Source organism: Flavobacterium akiainvivens (genome assembly GCF_001278115.1).
Taxonomy (GTDB): domain Bacteria; phylum Bacteroidota; class Bacteroidia; order Flavobacteriales; family Flavobacteriaceae; genus Flavobacterium; species Flavobacterium akiainvivens.
On record NZ_LIYD01000005.1, the window covers coordinates 1,629,218 to 1,650,312 of the forward strand.

General features: G+C 47.1%; 10 protein-coding genes. 5 read left to right on the top strand and 5 right to left on the bottom strand.

The window, feature by feature from the left end:
* The first annotated feature begins 51 nt into the window (after positions 1–51).
* The 3 genes from AM279_RS07185 (at position 52) to AM279_RS07195 (ending at position 5,337) form a co-directional block, all read left to right on the top strand.
* A complete protein-coding gene (locus AM279_RS07185; protein WP_054407110.1) occupies positions 52–1,461 on the top strand; it encodes a sugar porter family MFS transporter in 1,410 nt (469 codons plus the stop codon).
* Positions 1,462–1,472: 11 nt separating this feature from the next.
* Complete coding sequence (locus AM279_RS07190; protein ID WP_054407112.1) at positions 1,473–4,784, top strand: DUF5107 domain-containing protein; 3,312 nt, start codon at positions 1,473–1,475, stop codon at positions 4,782–4,784.
* Positions 4,785–4,869: 85 nt separating this feature from the next.
* Positions 4,870–5,337: a YcxB family protein gene (locus tag AM279_RS07195; RefSeq protein WP_054407114.1), complete on the top strand. Its 468-nt coding sequence runs from the start codon at positions 4,870–4,872 to the stop codon at positions 5,335–5,337.
* A 51-nt stretch (positions 5,338–5,388) separates the two neighbouring features.
* On the opposite strand, the gene AM279_RS07200 is transcribed toward AM279_RS07195, so the two are convergent.
* The 5 genes from AM279_RS07200 to AM279_RS07220 form a co-directional block, all read right to left on the bottom strand.
* Complete coding sequence (locus AM279_RS07200) at positions 5,389–6,594, bottom strand: glycoside hydrolase family 27 protein (RefSeq protein ID WP_054407116.1); 1,206 nt, start codon at positions 6,592–6,594, stop codon at positions 5,389–5,391.
* A gap of 3 nt (positions 6,595–6,597) precedes the next feature.
* Entirely contained in the window at positions 6,598–8,934 is a 2,337-nt protein-coding gene (locus AM279_RS07205; RefSeq protein ID WP_054407118.1) for a glycoside hydrolase family 95 protein, read from the bottom strand.
* Between the two features lie 29 nt (positions 8,935–8,963).
* A complete protein-coding gene (locus tag AM279_RS07210; RefSeq protein WP_054407120.1) occupies positions 8,964–11,183 on the bottom strand; it encodes a GH92 family glycosyl hydrolase in 2,220 nt (739 codons plus the stop codon).
* Positions 11,184–11,316: 133 nt separating this feature from the next.
* On the bottom strand, positions 11,317–14,247 hold the full coding sequence (locus AM279_RS07215) for a discoidin domain-containing protein (RefSeq protein WP_054407122.1): 2,931 nt from the start codon (positions 14,245–14,247) through the stop codon (positions 11,317–11,319).
* Positions 14,248–14,329: 82 nt separating this feature from the next.
* A complete protein-coding gene (locus AM279_RS07220; RefSeq protein ID WP_054407124.1) occupies positions 14,330–17,002 on the bottom strand; it encodes a T9SS type A sorting domain-containing protein in 2,673 nt (890 codons plus the stop codon).
* A 284-nt stretch (positions 17,003–17,286) separates the two neighbouring features.
* On the opposite strand from AM279_RS07220, the gene AM279_RS07225 reads away from it, so the two are divergent.
* Together AM279_RS07225 and bglX are read left to right on the top strand one after the other, a co-directional pair.
* Positions 17,287–18,696 carry a sialate O-acetylesterase gene (locus AM279_RS07225; protein ID WP_054407126.1) on the top strand — a complete coding sequence of 470 codons (1,410 nt, stop codon included), beginning with the start codon at positions 17,287–17,289 and terminating at the stop codon, positions 18,694–18,696.
* Positions 18,697–20,985, top strand: coding sequence for a beta-glucosidase BglX (gene bglX, locus AM279_RS07230; RefSeq protein ID WP_054407129.1), 2,289 nt, complete (start codon positions 18,697–18,699; stop codon positions 20,983–20,985).
* Positions 20,986–21,095: the final 110 nt, after the last annotated feature.

Genomic DNA, 21,095 nt, shown 5'->3' on the forward strand with positions numbered 1-21,095 from the left:
CGAAAAGGTTGTAGGGGTGTAATTTTACCAAAAAGTGATAAAAATATTGGTATGAAAAATTACAACTACGCTTTCTTACTGTCTATCAGCCTTGTAGCAGCCCTCGGCGGTTTGCTTTTTGGGTATGACTGGGTAGTAATTGGAGGCGCAAAACCCTTTTATGAAGTCTATTTTGGTATAACCAAGTCGCCCGCATTGCAGGGTTGGGCTATGAGTAGCGCCCTTGTGGGCTGTGTGGGTGGAGCTGCTGTTGCAGGCCGTCTGGCTGATAGTTACGGGCGCAAACCGTTGCTAATCATAGCCGCCATATTATTTAGTCTTTGTGCATTGGGCACCGGCCTTGTAGAAACCTTCAATGGCTTTATTGCATGGCGTATAATAGGTGGTGTGGGCATTGGCATTGCCAGTACCATTTCGCCGCTATATATTGCAGAGATCGCCCCGCCTAAATACCGTGGTTTATTTGTGTCTATCAACCAATTAACAGTGGTTTTAGGTATCCTTGGGGCACAAATTACTAATATGCTTATTACAGAAGAGATACCTGACGGCTTTACTCAAGCCCAGATACTTGCATCATGGAACGGCCAAACCGGCTGGCGCTGGATGTTTTGGGCAGGATTATTCCCGGCTGTGTTGTTTTTTGTACTGATGTTCCTGATACCCGAAAGCCCACGTTACCTTGCAAAAAAAGGCAAGTACGATAAAGCCGGTGCTATCCTTACCAAAATAGGCGGTGCAGAATACACCTCAGCAGCCATTAGCGAAATCAAAGAAACCTTTGAAGACGAAACCCATAGTACAAGCCTTAAAACGCTGTTTGACAAGCGTACATTAGGCATACTACTTATCGGTATAGTTTTAGCAGCCTTCCAGCAATGGTGCGGCATCAACATCATCTTTAACTACGCTCAGGAAATATTTGTATCGGCGGGTTATGGCATTAACGACCTCTTTATGAACATCGTTATTACCGGCAGCATCAACCTGGTATTCACCATAGTAGCCATGGGCACGGTAGACAGACTTGGACGCAAAAAACTCATGCTTTTAGGCTCGGGCGGACTTGCAATCATTTATGCTGTAATGGGTTACCTGTATTACACAAACGTAACCGGCATGCCACTTATGATTCTGGTACTGCTTGCCATAGCTATTTACGCCATGTCGCTGGCACCTATTGTTTGGGTTATCCTGTCGGAAATTTTCCCTAACCGAATCCGTGGCCTTGCCATGTCTATTTCCACTTTTGCCTTATGGATAGCCTCGGCCCTTTTGGTGCAAACCTTCCCTTTCCTTAACGAAAGCCTGGGCACCTATGGCACCTTCTGGATATATGGCGTAATCTGCGCACTGGGCTTCCTTTTTGTATGGGCCAAACTACCCGAAACCAAAAACAAATCGCTTGAGCAGATTGAAGAAGAGCTGCTTTCCGGAAAAAACAACACTTCTAAAAAATAAAATTCCCTGTTATGAAAAAAGTAAATGTTTGGAAGGAAACCGTTATCCTTCCCACATATGAGGTAGGCAAACCTGAAAAGAACCCGGTGTTTATCGAGAAGCGCGTGTACCAGGGCAGCTCAGGTTCGGTATACCCATATCCTGTAATTGAGAAGATTGCCGATGAAAAAACCGACAAAGCTTACAACGCCGTTTTTCTTGAAAACGACTTTGTAAAAATCATGATATTGCCTGAACTTGGCGGCCGCGTGCACATGGCATATGACAAAACTAAGCAGCGCCACTTTGTATACTACAACCAGGTAGTAAAGCCCGCACTTGTGGGGCTTACCGGCCCGTGGATAAGCGGCGGTATTGAGTTCAACTGGCCGCAGCACCACCGCCCCAGCACATTTGACCCGGTAGATTTTACTATTGAAGAATACCCTGACGGCAGCGCCACCATTTGGTGTAGTGAGCTGGAGCGTATGTTCCGCACTAAGGGTATGGCGGGCTTTACCCTGCACCCTGATAAATCATACCTTGAAATAAAGGCCAAGCTGTACAACCGCACACCGTTCCCGCAAACATTCCTGTGGTGGGCCAACCCAGCCGTTAAGGTTAACGACAATTACCAGTCGGTTTTCCCGCCCGATGTAAATGCGGTGTTCGACCACGGTAAACGCGATGTATCGTCGTTCCCCATAGCAAAAGGCACGTATTACAAAGTAGATTACTCTCCCGGCACCGATATTTCGCGTTACAAAAACATCCCGGTTCCTACATCATACATGGCCATAACCTCTAAGTATAACTTTGTGGGCGGCTATGAAAACGACTCAAAAGGGGGCCTGTTGCACGTGGCCAACCACCATGTTTCACCCGGTAAAAAACAGTGGACTTGGGGCCACGGCGATTTCGGCCAGGCATGGGACCGTAACCTTACCGATGAAGACGGGCCATACATCGAACTAATGTGCGGTGTGTATACCGATAACCAGCCGGATTTTTCATGGCTGATGCCGGGCGAACAAAAGGATTTCGTTCAGTACTTTATGCCCTACCGAGACCTTGGCATAGTGAAAAACGCTACCAAAAATGCCATGGTTAACCTTGAGAAGATTGACGGCAAGCTGGTAGTGAAAGCCTACACAACAGGCGTTTACCCTAACGCTACCGTTACGGTTAAGGATGGCGACCTTATCCTGCTTAAAAAGCAATATGATGCTTCTCCTGAAACATCTTACGAAAAAGAAATCGACTTTACCGGAAGCGATGCCCTTGAAGGCCTTTCAATTTCGGTAACCGATGAAAAAGGCAATATACTGGTAGATTGGCAGTGGGAAGGTGAAAACACCAATGAAATTCCGGAGCCTGCCAAGCCTGCCCTTGCCCCGGCTGATATTGAGCACGCAGAGCAGCTGTTCCTTACTGCACAGCACCTGGAGCAGTACCGCCACGCTACCTACAGCCCTATTCCGTATTATGAAGAAGCGCTGCGCCGCGACCCGGGAGACGTGCGTTGCAACAACGCCATGGGCCTTTGGCTGATGCGCCGTGCCAAGTTTGCCGAAGCGGAACACTACTTCCGGGCGGCGGTTAAAACCATGACCCAGCGCAATCCTAACCCGTATGATGGCGAACCGTTGTACAACCTCGGCTTAAGCCTTAAGTTTCAGGGCAAGAACAGCGAGGCATACGACCATTTTTATAAATCAGCGTGGAACGCCGCATGGCAAAACCAGGCTTACTTTAATGTGGCACAGCTTGATGCCCTTAACGGAGATTATATAGAAGCACTTACACACGTGGAAAAAGCCATTTCTAAAAACACGCAAGACCACAAGGCACTGCACCTGCAGGTTGTGCTGTCGCGTAAGCTTGGTTTGAAAAAAACTATCATGCTGGCTGATGTGCATTTAATTGAGGACCACTTTAATTATGGCGTGCTGTTTGAAAAATACCTCATCAGCAATGATAACAAAGTCCTACAAACGCTACAGGAATTGCTACGCAACAACATACACAATTACATTGAATATGCGCTTGATTATGCTGCTGCCGGTTTTTATGATGAAGCCGTCAAGCTGCTGGAACTGGGTATCAGCGTAAGCGCCGAATATCCATTGGCGTATTATTACCTTGCCTCTTTCTACAACAGCAAAGGCGATACAACAAAAGCAAATGAAGCCTGGCAAAAAGCCGCAGTTGCCAACCCTGAATACTGTTTCCCTAACCAGGTTGAGGCTGTGCAGGCACTTACATTGGCTACAGCCAATAATCCGGCTGATGCCAAGGCACATTATTACCTGGGTAACTTTTGGTACGCCACACGCCAATACAGCGATGCCATTGCCGCATGGGAGAAGTCGGTTTCAATAGATGACACCTACCCTACCGTACACCGCAACCTGTCGCTGGCCTATTACAACAAGCTTAACGACCCTGAAAAAGCCCTTGCAAGCCTTGAAAAAGCCTTTGCATTAGATACACAGGATGCCCGCATTTTAATGGAACTCGACCAGCTGTACAAGCGCCTTAACAAAGACCTTGTGTACCGCCTGGCTTTTCTTGAAAAGCATTTGGAGCTTGTTATACAGCGTGATGACGTGTACCTTGAAAGGATTGCCCTGTACAACCTGTTGGGCAAGCACCAAAAGGCATTTACGCTGCTGCAAAACCGTATTTTCCACCCATGGGAAGGTGGTGAAGGCAAGGTTACCGGCCAGTACCTAACCGCCCTTACCGAAATGGCCAAGGAAGCCATTGCAAACGGCGAATATGACACTGCCATTACCTACCTGGCACAGGCACAGTACTACCCTGATAACCTGGGCGAAGGCAAACTGCACGGCACACAGGAAAACGATATCCATTATTGGCTGGGCGTGGCGTATGATAAAGCAGGCAATACCGAGCAGGCTAACGAATGGTGGCAAAAAGCCAGCGAAGGCCTTAGTGAGCCCGCTGCCGCTATTTTCTACAACGACCAGCAGCCGGATAAGATTTTCTACCAGGGGCTTGCGCTGCTTAAGCTAAACCGCCCTGATGAGGCAAATACCCGTTTTGAAAAGCTGGCCGCCTATGGCGAAAAGCACATAAACGACCACGTTACTATAGATTACTTTGCCGTATCGCTGCCTGACCTTATGATTTGGGAAGACGACCTGGACAAGCGTAACCGCATACACTGCCTGTACATGCAGGGGCTGGGCTACTTTGGCCTTGGCAAAAACAACGCCGCTGAAGATAACTTTCAGCAGGTGTTAGGCCAGGAAAAAAGCCACTCGGGCGTAACAGTGCACAACAATATGCTTAAAAAAGAAGAAGCCGCTAAGGTTTAAGTTTGGTTTGGTGTTAACACCTTTATCCCCTCCTATCAGCACAGGAGGGGATTTTTTTTATATTTGCCACACTTAAAATCCTCATATGGTTACTACAAAGCAATTCAGCCTTACACCCAATAACCTTCTTAAAGCCTTACTATCTATTTACCTTAAAAAAAGGTGGTGGCTGCTTGTACTTGTTTGGATATGGGCAGCAATAGTTTCTTCGCCTGATGTTCAAGGTGGAACCCCTCTTATTGTAATAGCTGTTTTATATCCCGTACTTATTGTATACCGAATTTGGCGGTTTGCAAATGATAAGGAAAATGCAATACTGTATGCTGCAAGGTATTATGAAATGACTGAAAGTGAAATCACAGGCTACATAAACGATGGCTCAGAGAGTCGCACAATACTGCATACGGTTATAAAGTATATTGAACTGAAGCATTGTTACATGCTATACGTTTCAAAAACACAGTTTATTTATATACCAAAAGACTGTTTTGGTACTCTACAGGACAAGCTTTGGTTTGAAAACAAGATACTTGCCTCATTAAAAAAATGGTAACAAAAAACCGCGCAGTTTCCTACGCGGTTTTTTCTATAACTTAAACAAGAACTATTTCTTTTCCAGTATCAGCGCCACAACACCGTGGCCTGCAAGCGTGGCTTTGTATGCTTTGGCCGTAGTACCTTCGTTTTTACCCTGCCAAATGTTGTAAATGTTGTAGGTAGTACTAAAATCTATTTCCGTTTTAGAAAGTTCGTCTTTAATAACCTTGTCATCAGCCCAGTTGTGGCTAAGCTTGTATTCGCCAATATTGCGGTTAAGGAATACCACTGCCCAACGGTCGCCACTAAGCGGCTTAAGCCAGTACTCCAGTCCGTTGTCATACCTGTGCATAAAACCCTGTACGCCCAGTGTATCCTGATCTACGGCTATCATGTCTTTATTCATTAATATCGCCTTGGTCTCCTTAGTCATGTTAGTAAGGTCGTTACCGGCAATAAGCGGGGCAGCCAGCATGCACCACATTGTAAAGTGAGAGCGGTCTTCTTCAACCATCATACCGTTACCTACCTCAAGCATATCAGGGTCATTCCAATGGCCGGGGCCTGCATAGCGGCGCAGTTCCTTTTGTTTGTCGAAATTCTGCATTACGCCGTGCTCATAGGTAGCTGGCGATTCGCAGTCAAAACAGTTGTGTATATCACCTGTAGTCCTCCAAATGTGCGATACATCACCGGCCCATTCCCACGGCTTGTTGCTGCCCCATTCGCACATACTGAACAGCACCGGCCTTTTGGCTGCATACAATGCATCGCGCATGGTTTTATATGCTTCTTTGGCGTTAAGCTCGCCCGTGTTGCACCAATCATACTTTAGGTAATCCACACCCCAGGCGGCATACTGCAGTGCATCCTGGTATTCGTAGCCACGGCTACCCGCATAGCCCGCACAGGTTTTGGCACCGGCATCGCTGTAAATGCCAAACTTCAGCCCCTTTGAGTGTACATAATCTACCAATGCCTTCATCCCGCTGGGGAATTTAACCGGGTCAGGCTGAATAAAGCCCTGTGCATCGCGCTGCCCCTGCCAGCAATCGTCAAGGTTAAGGTACACGTAACCAGCATCGCGCATACCGGTTGCCACCATCTGGTCGGCCGTTTCGCGGATAAGCTGCTCGTTTATATCACAATGGAATTTATTCCAGCTGTTCCAGCCCATGGGCGGGGTTTGCGCCAGGTTATCAAACTTTTGGGCTGTAGCCAATAAGGGCAGCGCGGCCAGTACAGCCGTTGCCACTTTTGTGAATTTATGCATTGTTTATAAAGGTTTTGAGGTTAGTTGTTTCAGTTCGCCGTTTACTTTTACGGTAACGGGCTGTTTCTTTTCAGAGCGTATTTCATAACTGGTTATCTTACCATCTTTCCAGGCAAAGTTTACAGTAAAGCCGCCCTGTGCCTTAAGGCCTTTTATGGTGCCTTCTGTTGCCCACGCATCTGGGATTGCTGGCAGCAGTTCAATAAATCCGGCATGGCTTTGTATAAACATTTCGCCAATGCCTGCCGCAGCGCCAAAGTTACCGTCTATCTGAAACGGCGGCCCGGCAGAAAGCAGGTTGGGGTACACCCCGCCACCAGCGCCATAATTTATTCCGGTAGCCAGTGTAGGTCTTAGTATGGTTTTCAGGAGCTTGTAGGCACGGTTGCCATCTTTAAGCCTTGCCCAGAACAACTGCTTGTAGGCAATAGACCAGCTTGGGCCGTCATCGCCACGCACCTCAAGGGTTTTCTTGGCGGCTTCAGCCAAATCAGGAGTGACTTCAGGCGTAATGAGCGATGCCGGATACAGCCCGTACAGGTGCGAAATGTGCCTGTGCTGCGGATCGGGTTCGCCATAAGGTTTCAACCATTCCATAACGCGCCCGTCCAGACCTACAACACCCGGAGGCGGTAGTTCTTTCAGCTTTTGCTGAAGCTCGGCACGCAGGGTAGCATCCACACCTAAAACTTCAGAAGCCGTTATCACATTATTAAACAGTTCGCGTACAATCTGGTTGTCAATAGTAGGCCCCATGCACACGTGGGCATCGCCGCTGCCATCGGGCATCTTAAACGAATTTTCCGGCGATACCGATGGCGATGTTACCAGCCAGCCGCTCTCAGGGTCTTTCATGAGCATGCTGTTGTAAAACTGCGCCGACCCTTTTATTATGGGGTATATTTCCTTGAGGTATTTTTTGTCGTTAGTATACTGGTAATGTTGCCACAGGTTATTGCACATCCAGCCGCTGCCTGCCTTGGCTATGCCCCATGAGGCACTTTCGCCCGGCTCGGTAAAGCCCCATACGTTGGTAATTACGTGGGCCACCCATCCTTCTGCATTGTAGTAGGCTTTTGCGGTCTTTTCGCCGTATGGCACCATACCCGCCATAAGGTCAACCAGCGGCAGATTCAGTTCGCCCAGGTTGGCGGTTTCCATAGACCACAGGTTCATTTGTATGTTTACGTCAAGGTGGTAGTCGCCGTTCCAAGGGGTTTGAATCTGTGGCGCCCAAAGCCCCTGTAAGTTGGGTGGCAACAGCCCTACACGCGTGCTGCAAATACCCAGGTAACGACCGTACTGGTAGAACAATACCGCAAGCGCATTATCGGCATCCGGGTTTTTCATGTAAGCATCAAGACGCTCGTTGGTAGGCAGGTTTTGCTTTGTGTTCCCGCCAAGGTTAACGCTCACACGGCTAAACAGCTTTTGGAAGTTCTTAATATGGTTTTCTTTTTGTTTGGCGAATTTCTTCTTCATGGCGTTCGCCAGAAGTTTGTCTACGGTTTTTTCAAAATCCTGGTCTTTAAAGTCTGTCCCTGCTGAAATAAACAGTATAACTTCAGTGGCACCTTCAATGCGGAGCTCGCGGTTAGCGCCGGTAAGTTTACCATCCGTAAGCTGAGCCCTTACGCGCACTTTATAACGCATGCCCTTGCCATCAATACCATTATTCAGCTGGCCTTTCATAGCAATGGAATTGTCTTCGTTATAGGTTTCAAAACACTCCGGCCTGTCTAACCCTACGCTAAAATTAAGCGCGCCTTTTTTACTTGCCGTAAGTTTTATGATGGCCACGTCGTCGTCAAAGCTGGTAAGGTATTCGCGTGTGTAGGTAATGCCGCCCATATCAAAACGGGCAGTAGCAGTAGCCGTACTGATGTCGAGGCTGCGGCGGTAATTGCTGACCTGCATATCGTGCTTATAATCAAAATTCAGGGTAAGGTTGCCCAGCACCTGATAGCAGCCAAACTGCACGTTAGCACCATCTCCCGAGCCTGAGCCCGGGCCTTTACACACAAAATTCTGGTTGATGAGTTCCTCGGCTTCTTTATTTTTACCCTGAAGTAACAGCTGCCTTATCTGCGGCAGGTACTTACTGGCTTCATAATTATTGGCATCCTGTGGCGAGCCGCTCCATAGTGTAATGTCGTTCAGCACCACTTTTTCGGTATTGATACCGCTATCTGGCGTCATGCCCAGGCGGCCGTTGCCCAATGGCAGGGTTTCTTCCCATTGCGAGGCCGGTTTGGAGTACCACAACTCAAGCGGGTTGTTTTGGCTGTAGCCGAATGCTGTAGCCGCAAATGCAATTATGGCTAATACTTTCTTTTTCATTATCTGATATTCTAAAATTCTAATCTATTTTATTCCCACTTCTTATTGGGTTTAGACCCCATAGTAAATTCCAGTACGCCGCCTGCGTTTATGTCGCTTTGCGTGATGGTGGTTTTGGTGTACTTCTTACCATTTAGCGTGGCGCTTTGTATGTATTTATTGGCTTCGGAAACATTTTTTGCTTTAACCGTAAAGGTCTCGCCCGATGGTGTTTGTATGGTGGCTTCTTTCAGGATTGGCGTACCAATATCATACACGCCGCCCGCGGGATTAACCGGGTAAAAGCCCATGGCACTGAACACATACCACGCCGAAAGCTCTCCGCAATCATCATTACCGGCATAGCCCGATGATGTGGTGTTGTACATTTTATGGAGGATTTCCCAAACGTATTGCTGGGTTTTCCAGGGCTGGCCGGCGTAGTTGTAAAGATAGGCTATATGGTGGCTGGGTTCATTACCGTGAGCGTACTGCCCAATAAACCCTGATGCATTATCGTTAACCTCCTCAGGCCTGTCTTCAAGGGTAAAAAAGGTGTCGAGCTTTTTAGCGAAAGCCGCATTGCCGCCTACAAGGTTTATAAGCCCTTTTACATCATGTGGCACATACCAAAAGTACTGCCAGCCGTTGCCTTCGGTAAACGGATAGCCGCCGTTAGCGCCATATTTAAGCGGGTCAAACGGGCCTATCCACTGACCTTTATCATCCTTTGCACGGAAGAAACCCATTTGGGCATCATACAGGTTTTTATAGTATTGCGAGCGCTTTATAAAGTGGTTGTAATCTTCCGTCTTACCAAGCTTCTGCGCAAGCATTGCCACGCAATAATCGTCATAAGCCATTTCAAGGGTAAGGGAAACCGACTGCGATTTTAGATTCTCGGGGATATAGCCAAACTGCTCCCACATCTTAAACGGTGAGCCCGGGTGCTCGCGCAACGACGATTGCTTTACGGCTTCAAAAGCGGCGTTGGCATCAATACCGGGGATGCCCTTAAGCACCGCATCTGCAATAACGGGAATGGAGTGGTTGCCTATCATGCAGTAATTTTCCTGCCCCCACAGCTGCCAAATGGGCAGGTAGCCAAACGATTTATAATACCTGAGCATACTGTTTGCAAAGTACGCCGAACGTTCCGGCTGTAAAAGGGTGTACAACGGATGCGCACCACGGTAGGTATCCCAAAGCGAGAAGGTAGAGTAATACGGCTCTTTCGAGTTATGTACTGTAAAATCGGGCGCAGCATAATCGCCGTTTACATCAGATATAATATTAGGCTGTATAAACGTATGGTACAAAGCCGTGTAGAATATTTCTTTTTGCTGCGGGGTACCGTCTACCTTAATTTTAGAGAGCTCGGTTTCCCAGGTTTTGTCGGCAGCAGCAACCGTACCGTTAAAATCCCATACAGGGATTTCAGCCTGTAGGTTGGCTTTGGCATTCTCAATGCTCGTCGCCGAAAGCCCAACCTTAACGAGCAGTTCAGTAGCATTATCAAAGTCCAGTACAGCACGTATTGCCGTTCCGTTTACAACAACGGCATTGTCATAACTGTTACCGCCATCCGTCACAAAATTGTGGGCAATGGGCTGAGAAAACTCCACATGGAAATACACCTTTCGCATCGGCGCCCATCCTGTAATAATACGGTAGCCTTCTATGGTATGATCGTTTACGAAGGTTATTTGCGAGGCAATAATGCGCGTGTTCCAGTCTGATTTTTTCATGGAATGGTCAAGGTCAAAAAACACGTGCGCGGCCTGCCCTTTCGGGAAGGTATATTTATGGAAACCCACATGGGTAGTAGCTGTAAGCTCAGCCTTAATGTTGTGCTTTTGCAGCAGCACGCTGTAATAGCCGGGGTGTGCAACCTCATCCTTATGGTTAAAGGGGCTTTGATACGGGTTTTCACCCGGTACAGCCTGTATGCGCGCACCACTAAAAGGCATGAGCATTACATCAAAAAGTTCGGCCACACCCGTACCGCTAAGGTGGGTATGGCTAAAGCCTGCAATGGTGGTATCGTTATAATTATAGCCACACGCCACGCTCCAGTCGGGCACATTACGGGTGTCGGGGCTTAGCTGCACCATACCAAACGGCACTGTGGCTCCCGGATAATTATTACCCGACAGCGGCGAACCCTGTGCCGCGCCCGTACCTATAAACGGGTTTACATAACCGGTTAGCTTTTGCTGTGCAAAGGCGCCGGTAGCGGCAAGTACTAGTAGTATTGTTTTAATTTTCATATATCGGCCTCACCCCCAACCCCTCTCCAAAGGAGAGGGGAGCGAGCTTCACTCAGATTTAATTAAAAAATTATTATCATTCAGTTTTTTGTCTCCACAGATTATGAACGAGTGGCAATTCCCCCTTTGGGGGTTAGGGGGCATTATAAGGCTCTGCTTTTATAACGGGCTTTTCTCCTGCTTTAAGCAGGGTTTCATCAAACTCTATGAGCACCTCACTGCTCTCGCCTTTAAACAGCGTAAAGTAGTTGTTGCTCACAATACCCGGTAAAATCTGCTCCCCGGTTTTGCTGTTAAGCGCCTGCACGCGTATGCCAAATGCCACACCATCAGGGCTGCTAACTTTTACCGAAACATAATACTTACCGTTACGTTTTGTTATTTTTTCAGATGTTTTAACAGCTAATTTGGGTAACTTGTTAAGCGCTGTAAAATCTTTCATGTTTAGCCCGCGCCAGTAAAAGTTTTCGCTTACCAGCCAGCCTGAGGCATCTTTCAGCTTTAGCTTAATAAAGTGCACATCAGTAAGGCCGTTGGTATCGGCATCAGCGCCATACACTTTAAAATCAAACAGCGAATACCCCCAGCCGGTACCGCGCTTAATGCCCTGCATGCGCACGTAGCGTGCGCGTGTTTCGGTAAACGAAAGCGCCTCCGGGCCTGTTTTGCCCTGCATTACGGTAACGGCATCCGTCCAGTTTTGCGCATCGGTGCTCAACTGAATTTTGTATTCTTTGGCGTAAGCGTTTTCCCAATTTAGCGATACACGGTTTACCATGTGTTCACTTTGCAGGTCAATATAAATCCATTCGCCGTCTAAATTATCGGCAGACCATCGGCTGCTGTCGTTACCATCGTTAATAAATTGGGTATTTCCGCCTGATGATGCCACAACCGGCTTTTGATATGCCAGGTCTTTCTGGTTGCTGAAAAACGGTATTACAAAGCTTTCGGTAGAAGTATCAGAATACGAATCTATGGTAGCATTTTGGCGGAATTTAGTCACCTCTTTACCGTCCATGTTATACACCGCAGCTTCTGCCTGAAGGTTTTTATAATCAGTAGCTGTGGTATTGGTTACCTTAACGGAATTGCTTGTTGGGTCCCACAAAATGTGCAACGGCTCGCAGGCCGATTTTACGCCCCAGTAGGCCCCGGTAAGGTCATAATAATAGTCATAGGTTTGCCACACCATGCTGGGGTAAGCGCTCTGGCTCATCCATATCATAACTCCCGATGCGTCTTCCCACATATTGGCAAGCCAGCCTTCATACATGGCCTTATTGGTTTCAATATTCAGGAATTGCGCTTTTTTGGTATAGTCTTCAATGCCGGTTGGTGCGCCATAGCGTTCGGTTATGCTACGGTCATAATCATCAGGCGCAGCGTTGCCCGCATTGGTACCAAAATAGTGCTTGTTCCACATTTCATTGCGCGGCCAAAGGTATTTTTCAGGGATGAATTTCTTAAGGCTCTCCACATTAGGAAAAACAGCTGTACCTATCTCGCTGCGCAAACCCCATCCGGGGCCATCTCCGGTACCAAAATAAGCCGCCGGATACTTGGTAAAGTACCATCTTGGGTCTTTATTGCCCCAAAGGCCACTGCCACTCAGGTTACCGGTGTTAGAACACGGCTGGTAATGGCGGTCGTTATGATCAAAGGTTTTAATGCTTTCGGCAAGCCAGCCGTTTAACGGCGGTTGCGGAACGCCCTCGTTATTGCCACACCACAGCGCAATACAGGCGTAGTTGCGGTAGCGTCTAATCTTTTCAACGGCATTCTCGTTAAAATTGTTGATGTCTGCCGGTAGTGTTGGGTTGGCATTCAGCCAGAAGTCATCCCACACTAAAATACCGTATTTATCGCAGGCCTGGTAAAACTCCTCATCGGTAGTACTGCCCAGCCAGTTGCGTATCACGTTATAATTCATCTCTTTATGCAGGCGCACTTTCAGGTCATATTCCTCTCCGCGGGCACGCAATAGGTATTCACTCATACCCCAGTTGCCACCTTTAAGAAATACGCGCCTACCGTTAATGGCAATGTGCAGCACACCGCCTTCGGTATCATAGCTGTATTTGCGGATGCCAAAGCTTACCTTCTTCAAATCAGTAACTTCATCGCCTATCTTAAGCTTAAACTCGCAGGTATACAGGTTGGGGTCGCCATAGCCATTGGGCCACCACAGGCGCGGATTGTGAATGCTCAGGTTGCTGTACTGCTCTTTACTAAGGCTAACGGTTGCTATCCTTCCGGCTTCTACATCAAACTTTTTACTGAAGGTAATATTACCGGGCATTATGGTACCTATAAGTTCGCCCTGCTGGTTTTGTGCCGAAACGTTCTTCACGTCTACCTTAATTTCAATGTCGGCACGGGCGTTAGTGGGGAGGTTGGTGCGAATCCACGGATCTTCCATTACTATTTTGCCGGTATTGCTCAGGTATACATCGTCTACAATGCCGGAGTTAAGCCCCGGAACATACGGAATCCAGTCCCAACTGGCGCTTGCCACATAGGTTGGGCTACCGTAATTATTGAGCGGAAGCTGCGGTACACCTACCAAAACAGCCAGTACATTCTTGCCGTTGCGGTTTACCAGTTTGGTAATATCGAAAGTGCCGCGCTGCATCATCCCCTTGAGGGTAGCCAGCCTCTTACCGTTAAGGTATACATCGCCCCAACGGTTAATGCCTTCAAAATTAAGCCATATTATTTCTTTGTTGAAACCGGCCGGTACAGTAAACTCAGTACGGTACCAGTAGCTGCGGTCATACTTAGCGCGGTCTACATTATGTATGTTGTCGGCATAGTTTGGGTCTTTTTCCAGCCCTGCCGCCACATAAGAACTAAATACCGTGCCCGGTACCACAGCATTTACCCAGCCCTGGCCGGTATAGCCCTGCTTCAGGATGCTAAGGCTATCTGCACCAACTTCTGCCTGCGGTTTTACCTGCCATGCTATTGCAGCGGAATTTAAAGAAGCCTTCTGTACCTGTGCAAATGTTGCTACAGGAAATAAAAAAAAGGCTAAGCATTTGATTAAGTGTTTACTAAACATTTTATTTTGTGTTGCTGTATTGGCATAAAAATACCCATACCCGGCTGGCTTGCCGGATACGGGTATATTATTTTAAATCAGTTTATTGCTTAATGAACTTGTAGTTTTGGCTGTCTTTGCCATTTTTAACCGAAACAATATACAGTCCTTTTGTAAGGCTGCTTACCGGTATTTGTGGCGACATTGTGCCGTCTATCTGCATATTTTGAGCCCAAACCTGTTTTCCTGTAATATCTGTAATGGTTACTGTAGCCTCACCGTTTACTGCATTTGCAAACTTAATGGTAAGGTTATCATTAGCCGGGTTAGGGAATACATAGCCTGATGTTTCTAAAACCGGGGTATCTACACTAAGCGATGAATCCCTCAGCCTGTAAATACGGGCATCTGAACCCGGCATATTAAAGCTCATAGCACCTGAAGCCGTAGACGTTTCGCCTCCAAAGAACTCTTTTACGTTATAAGTAATGCTTGTGTTAAGCCCCACCCTTTCTAACGGAATATTAGTATCGGCAGCAGCGCCTGCATAGTTAAATACCGCTACATACGTATTATCTCCTATAGTTGTATAAAACACCCTTGAAGCCGTGTTACCTGTGTTGCCATCTGCCGGCCTGAAACCTGCATCAGCTTTGGCAAGTACTAAAAGGTCAGGGTTTTGCAGCATGCTCTCGGCAGTATTAATCCACGGGCCATCAGCAGAATAATCATCACCCACGGTAATGGTACCGGTAACAATTGATGATGCATAACGTGCTCGGTTAACATTTATAGGCTGTGTGCCTATTACTACGTTGTCGGCATCCATAAAGTCATACATTTTGTTTTGCCACCAGCCGTAAGTAGTACTGTTAAGGGTATACTCAGTATCGCCTATACCTGCATAAGCATCGCACGCTATACGGCGCATGTGTGCATAAGGGCCGGTTGCATTGTTAGGACAAATAGAAGCCTCAACAAGCATATCATCGCCTATAGCATCAATAAGGTATTTCATACCTACGTGGTAGGCTTCCATACCGGTGTGCACCTGCCAGTCATAAAAACTATCGGCCTCAATACCGGCGTGGTCTAAAAAGTCAAGCTTAATCATTGTAAAGCCCGCTACTTTAAACCTCTCTATAAAATGGTCTATCCTCATTTGTGTAGCAGGGTGCGTAGGGTCCATTGCATAAGCACCAGACATGGTAAACGGGTTGTTGTTAACCTTAGTCCAGGTTTGCTGATAGTTATAAGAGCTGCCTTCTATAGGTCGGGCAAACATACCCCAGTCTACAAACGGCGCCCAGTATATACCCGCCTGCATGCCTTTACTTTCGGCATACTGCACAAATTCAGCCAGCTGGGCATCGGTCATGTTATCCCAGTATGAGTCAAGGTCTATGTAAAGCGTATTGTCTTCAGTACGGAAAGCCGGTACGTTATCATGAAAGAAATCAACCACCCCTTTAGCCTTGGTAAGGTTAAGGTTGGTTTGTATTACACCCCAGCTGTTCCAGCCCATAGGCTTGGCAGCCGTCCAGTCAGCAATATATTTAGGCTGCATAAGGGCGCTAAGTTCACCATAGGTTTCAAAGGCAGTACGCCAGTCGTCATTAGCTATAATAGCCACTTTGGTAGACGGGCAGTAGTCTAACCCTATGTTTACCCAGCCGTGGCCACGGGTATCGCGCGTTACGCTTTGTTGTGCAAAACCGTTAAATACAGATACATAAGCAGAACCGGCACTACCACCCTGAACGCTTACGCCCGATTTCCAGCGTGAGTTATCAATAGAACCCAACACAAGGCCGTGGCGGCTGTCATTACTGTAAAGGTTAGTAACCTCCGCACCCGTAAACTCTGTAGTGGCCAGTACGTTAGCACTATAACGTATCCAGGCATCGTTATCATAAGGTACGTTAAGTGCCCTTGTATCGCCACCGGCAAAATCAGGGCTTACATTGTAACTGGTAAGCGGAGACATCCTGTAGCAGTTTGCACCGGCACCCGTAAGCGCTACCTGCACCACAAGGTAATCCTTACCGGTATAGGTATAAAAAGTTTGCTCCATATTATTGGTATACCCTCCTGAAAGTGTAATAACGTGCTTTGTACCGCTACCTATTTCATCAGTAAACGCTTCAGATGTATGTGCCGCATTTGTATAGCCTGTACTCACATTATTCTGGTTACCATTGGCTGTAGCCGAAGCTCCGGTTATAACCGTAACACCATCCATAACCACATTATAGGTTTTGGCGGTAAGGTTGTACTGCACCTGGTTGTTTGCACCAAAGTCAATTACCTGAAGCTGCGATGCCGTAACGGCCGAAAGCACTATTTTATCAAGGTTTGGCCCCCATGACGGGCTGCCGAATGTTATGTTTGTACTGCCTGCATTAAGGTAAATACTAATATTAATTGAAGCCGCGGTGCTCCATCCGCCAGATGCCGATACAGGCACTATAAGGGTATTACCCGTACCCGGTGTTATAGAAAATGTGCGCGGATCTCCGGTAGCATAAAAAGTTTGCATATTATACCAACCTGCATTGGCTACATTTACTGCTATGGTTACCGTAGATGAGCTGCTCAGGTTGCCCACAATCGAACCCGAACAGGCATCGCAGGACTGTATATTGGCATCGCCGGTAAGGGTACCAGCTTCTGCTTCATAGGTTTGTGCAAAAGCGCCACCTGTAAACAATGCAGCTGCCATGGCCAGCATACTCCTGTTTATCAGGCTATTTACAGTAATTTTCTTTACATACATGATATTTAGATTAACGGGGTTTGTACTATACTATACTATTATGCAATATTAAGCATAAATTGTTAATAGCAAAATATTATGGCATAAAAAATACTCTTTCAATATAATATAACGATGTAATATTATGAAATAGACAATTGTTTACTTATGAAGCACATAATCAGATAATATAAGGATCAGACAAAATAATATTTAAACACTTAAAAAAGCTTAAGTAACTTACTGCGTTAAATGTAAAATTAACCCTTATATTTAATGTGCTAATAACAAACACACTACCCATAATGAAATATAGGAAACCGCTAAATTTCGTAACAAAAATCAGCCTCTTTACCCTGCTTAGCCTACCCGCTATTACCCATGCCAGGATTACCTTGCCAGCCTTTTTTAACGATAACATGGTGTTGCAGCGCAATGCCACGGTAAAAATATGGGGTTGGGCAAATACCGGTGAAGAAGTAATCCTAACCACCGGCTGGGATAATGCCGTATATAAAGTAAAGGCTAACAACCAGGCGCAATGGAACTTAACAATTAATACACCGGGTGCAGGCGGCCCGTACACCCTTAATTTTAAAGGGTATAACCAAATAAACCTTAAAAATGTAATGCTGGGCGAAGTATGGCTGGTAAGCGGCCAAAGCAATATGGAATGGACTGCCAATTCAGGGATTGATAATGCCTATGCCGAAGTGGCACAGGCCAACTACCCTGATATCAGGTTTTTTACGGTTGCTAAGGTAACGGCTGATGCACCACAGCTTAACCTGCCCGGAGACTGGCAGGTATGCACGCCCGAAACCATGAAATATGCTACTGCAATAGGTTATTTCTTTGCACAAAAAGTACACAAAGACCTTGAAAATGTTCCTGTTGGTATTATCAACACAAGCTGGGGCGGTACTCCCGCCGAAATATGGTTTCCTGTCGAAGATGTAGCTAAAGACCCCGTGGTGGCTGAGGCGGCATCAAAACTTAAACCTGCAATTTACGGCCCTACAGAACCCGGGCGGACGTGGAATGCCATGGTTAACCCACTGGCCGGCTTTAAGATAGCCGGGGTACTGTGGTATCAGGGTGAGAGCAATGTGGGCAGTACTGTTTACAACAAAACCCTTGGCGCACTCATCAATTCATGGCGCACTGCATGGGGCTATGAGTTCCCGTTTTACTTTGTGCAGATTGCCCCGTATAAATATGGAGAAGGCGACTGGGGCGTACAGATTCGAAATTCCCAACGCCTCGTGCTTAATGAAGTTGCCAATACGGCTATGGCTGTAATTAGTGATATTGGCAATATAAACGACATTCACCCCCGCGATAAAAAATCAGTAGGTATTCGCCTGGCTAACATGGCATTAACCAAAATTTACAAAGTAAATAACAACCTTGTAGAAAGCCCGCTGTTTAAGGCTCTTACAATTAAGGGAAATACTGCCGAAATCAGTTTCGATAACGCTAAAGGCCTGTATTTTAAGGGTAAAACATCTAATTTGTTTGAAGTTGCGGGCCAGGATGGTGTTTTCCATCCCGCTAAGGCTAAAATCAAAAAAGACAAGGTATACCTTATTTCAAAAAACGTAAAAACACCTGTATATGTGCGCTTTGCCTGGGGCAATACTGCTGAGGCTGACATTTTTAACAGTGCCAACCTGCCTGCTTCTTCTTTTACAACCGAAAACATTGACAAATAAATGACCAAACCAACAACTTTAGCCGTACTGATGCTGTTTGCCATCAACTCGGCGCAAGCCCAGAAAAACAAGAAAATGGACACAAACAAACCTGTAAATGAGCGCGTTGAAGAGTTGCTCGCTAAGATGACCCTCGAAGAAAAAGTGGGCCAGATGAACCAGTATAACGGCTTTTGGGAAGTAACCGGCCCTGCCCCAAAAGAGGGTAATGCCGCCATAAAATATGAGCACCTGCGCAAGGGCTGGGTAGGCTCAATGCTTACCGTTCGCGGGGTAGACCAGGTGCGTGCCGTGCAAAAAATAGCCGTTGAGGAAACCCGCCTGGGCATACCGCTTATTATAGGTTTTGATGTAATTCACGGGTATAAAACCCTAAGCCCCATTCCGTTAGCCGAAGCCGCAAGCTGGGATATGGCCGCCATCCGCAAATCTGCCGAGACCGCTGCCGCAGAAGCCTCTGCATCAGGTATTAACTGGACTTTTGGCCCAATGGTAGACATAAGCCGCGATGCCCGCTGGGGCCGTGTGATGGAAGGTGCAGGCGAAGACCCGTTCCTGGGCAGTAAAGTGGCCGAAGCCCGTGTTAAGGGCTTTCAGGGCGATACCCGGGCCGACCTTGCCAAACCTAACACCATTGCCGCATGTGCCAAGCACTTTGCAGGCTATGGCTTTGCCGAGGCCGGCCGCGACTACAACACCGTAGACATGGGCAATGCCACACTGTATAACACTGTGCTTCCGCCCTTTAAGGCTGCTAATGAGGCCGGTGTGCGCACCTATATGAACTCATTTAACATCCTTAACGGGGTGCCTGCCACGGGTAACAGCTTCCTGCAACGCGACATCCTTAAGGGCAAATGGGGCTTTGACGGCTTTGTGATAACCGACTGGGCCTCAATACGCGAGATGATTAACTGGGGGTATGCCAAAGATGGTGCCGAAGCAAGCCTTAAAGCGGTAACCGCCGGTGCTGACATGGACATGGAAAGCCATCTGTATGTAGCTGAATTAGTGAAACTTGTAAACGAAGGCAAGGTGGACATCACGCTGGTTGACGATGCCGTGCGCCGTATTTTAAGGGTAAAGTTTGAGTTGGGCCTTTTTGACGACCCCTACCGCTATTGCGACCCAAAACGCGAGAAAGCCACCATTGGCAGCAAAGCAAACCACGAAGCGGTTTTAGACATGGCCAGGAAGAGTATTGTACTCTTAAAGAATGATAATCAGACACTTCCAATAAAAAAGAACGGGCAAAAAATAGCCGTAATAGGCGCCCTTGCAGCCGATAAGAACAGCCCATTGGGCAGCTGGCGCATTGCGAGCGACAACAATACCGCAGTATCAGTACTTGAGGGGCTACAGCAGTACAAAGGCAACACCCTGACCTTTGAAAAAGGCACGGAACTCATTGAGGGTGAGGCTACTTTCCTTCAGGAGGTGGTGTACAATACTACCGACCGCAGTGGGTTTGAAGCCGCCAAAAAGGCTGCTAATCAGGCAGATATAGTAATTATGGTGCTGGGCGAGCACGGCTTTAGCAGTGGCGAGGGCCGCAGCCGTACTAACCTTGACCTGCCCGGCCTGCAAGAGGAACTTTTAGAGGAAATATACAAGGTAAACCCGCGTATAGTGCTGGTTCTCAATAACGGAAGGCCCCTTGCACTGCCCTGGGCGGATGCCCACATCCCTGCCATTGTAGAGGCCTGGCATCTGGGTACCGAGACCGGAAACGCTGTGGCTCAGGTACTTTACGGCGATTACAACCCCAGCGGCAAACTGCCCATGAGCTTCCCGCGCAATGTGGGCCAGGTGCCCATTTATTACAACATCCACAGCACCGGAAGGCCTACAAATGCTGATGATAACGTGTTCTGGTCGCACTACAGCGATGTGGAGAAAACACCACTCTACCCCTTTGGTTATGGCTTGAGTTACAGCACGTTCCAGTACAGCAAGCCTGTTCTTGACAAGACAACCTATGCTAAAGGCGAACCTGTTAAAGTATCAGTAACTATCAAAAATACAGGTAATTATGACGGTAAAGAGGTAGCACAGCTGTACATTCGCGATGTATTTGCCAGCCTCTCAAGGCCGGTTAAGGAGCTTAAGGGCTTTGAACTGGTAGATTTAAAGAAAGGCGAGAGCAAAACCATCACTTTCACACTGACAGACAAAGAGTTAGGCTTCTACAACAACAATGGCAACTACCTTGTAGAGCCCGGTATCTTTAAGGTATTTGTGGGTACTTCTTCAGACGATGTTCAGGAGGTAGAATTCGAACTTAAGTAACACAGTAATTTCTTACGTTTTAAGATAATTTTAACGCTAATTTTTCACTTTCGGAATTCATTTTCACGGTGTGAAACCAAAAACACCAAAAGTTTAAAATCATGTCAAGA